2 protein-coding genes are annotated in these 930 nt (G+C 75.4%); both read right to left on the bottom strand.

Annotation, left to right across the window (positions count from 1 at the left end):
- Positions 1 to 295, bottom strand: a 295-nt coding sequence (locus E1266_RS37440; protein WP_165966386.1) for a class II aldolase/adducin family protein, incomplete at its 3' end; no start/stop codon positions are given.
- The coding region (locus tag E1266_RS37435) for an FAD-dependent oxidoreductase (protein WP_165966385.1) at positions 292 to 930 on the bottom strand (639 nt) is incomplete at its 5' end. The genes E1266_RS37440 and E1266_RS37435, both read right to left, overlap by 4 nt.

Below are 930 nucleotides of genomic sequence, written 5' to 3'. Positions count from 1 at the left end.
GCCGGCGCAGGATCCGGGTGTGCAGGGGGAGCTCGTGCGGAACGGTCCAACCGTCCAGCTCACCGGGCAGGCCGGGTTCGCCGTCGAGGGTCACCACCCGCACGTCCTGCGGAGTGGTGTGGGCCAGGCCCGACTCGCGGGGGCCGCGGCACCGCACCAGGATCCGCCGGTCGTCGAGGCGGAGGCTGATGTGGCCGAGGAACCCCGGGGAGAGTTCGCGGGCCGCCAGGACCCGGCACCCCTCCGCGAGCAGGCTCCGCAGCTCATGGAGGTCGTCGTGGACGTTCACCGTCATCGGGCAGCCTCCCGGGGAGCCACTGTGTCGAGTACCGCGGTGACCGCGGCGCCGTTCGCGATGGCCCGGCGGGCGGCCAGGGCGCCGCGCGGCCATCCCAGTGAGACCGCGCCGGTCACGCGTCCGCCGTCGTCCCACAGGGCGAGGAGCCGGTCCCCGTCCTCCACCAGCCGGGGTTCGACGCCGGGGTCCACGGCGCCGAGCACCTGGATGGTCCGGCCGTGCTGGTCGCTCCACACCATGGGCACGGCGCTGGGGGCCTGCGGACGATCGGGGTCGAGCAGGGTCGCCGCGATGCACCTGGCCTGCTCCTGGGCGGAGTTCCAGTGCTCGATCCGCCGGCCCGGCGCTCCGTCCGCCGCCGCCCAGCGGGCGACGTCGCCGGCGGCGAACACGCGGCCTTCGCCGACACGGCCTGCCACGACACAGCCGTCCCCGACATGGTCGGCACCCAGGGCGCGGCCATGCGGGTCGCAGGCGATGCCGTCCTCCAGGTGCAGGCCCGACCCGGCCAGCCAGTCCACGTCGACCTCGGCGCCGATGCCCACGACCACGTGATCGGCGCGGAGCACCTCCCCGTCGTCGAGCCGGACCCTGATCCCGCCGGCGAGATGGTCCAGGGCCTCGACGACCCT

It is taken from the genome of Actinomadura sp. 7K534 (assembly GCF_004348575.1).
GTDB lineage: Bacteria > Actinomycetota > Actinomycetes > Streptosporangiales > Streptosporangiaceae > Spirillospora > Spirillospora livida.
The sequence above is the reverse complement of the archived record's forward strand: the minus strand, read 5'-3'. Positions and strand labels throughout refer to the sequence as shown.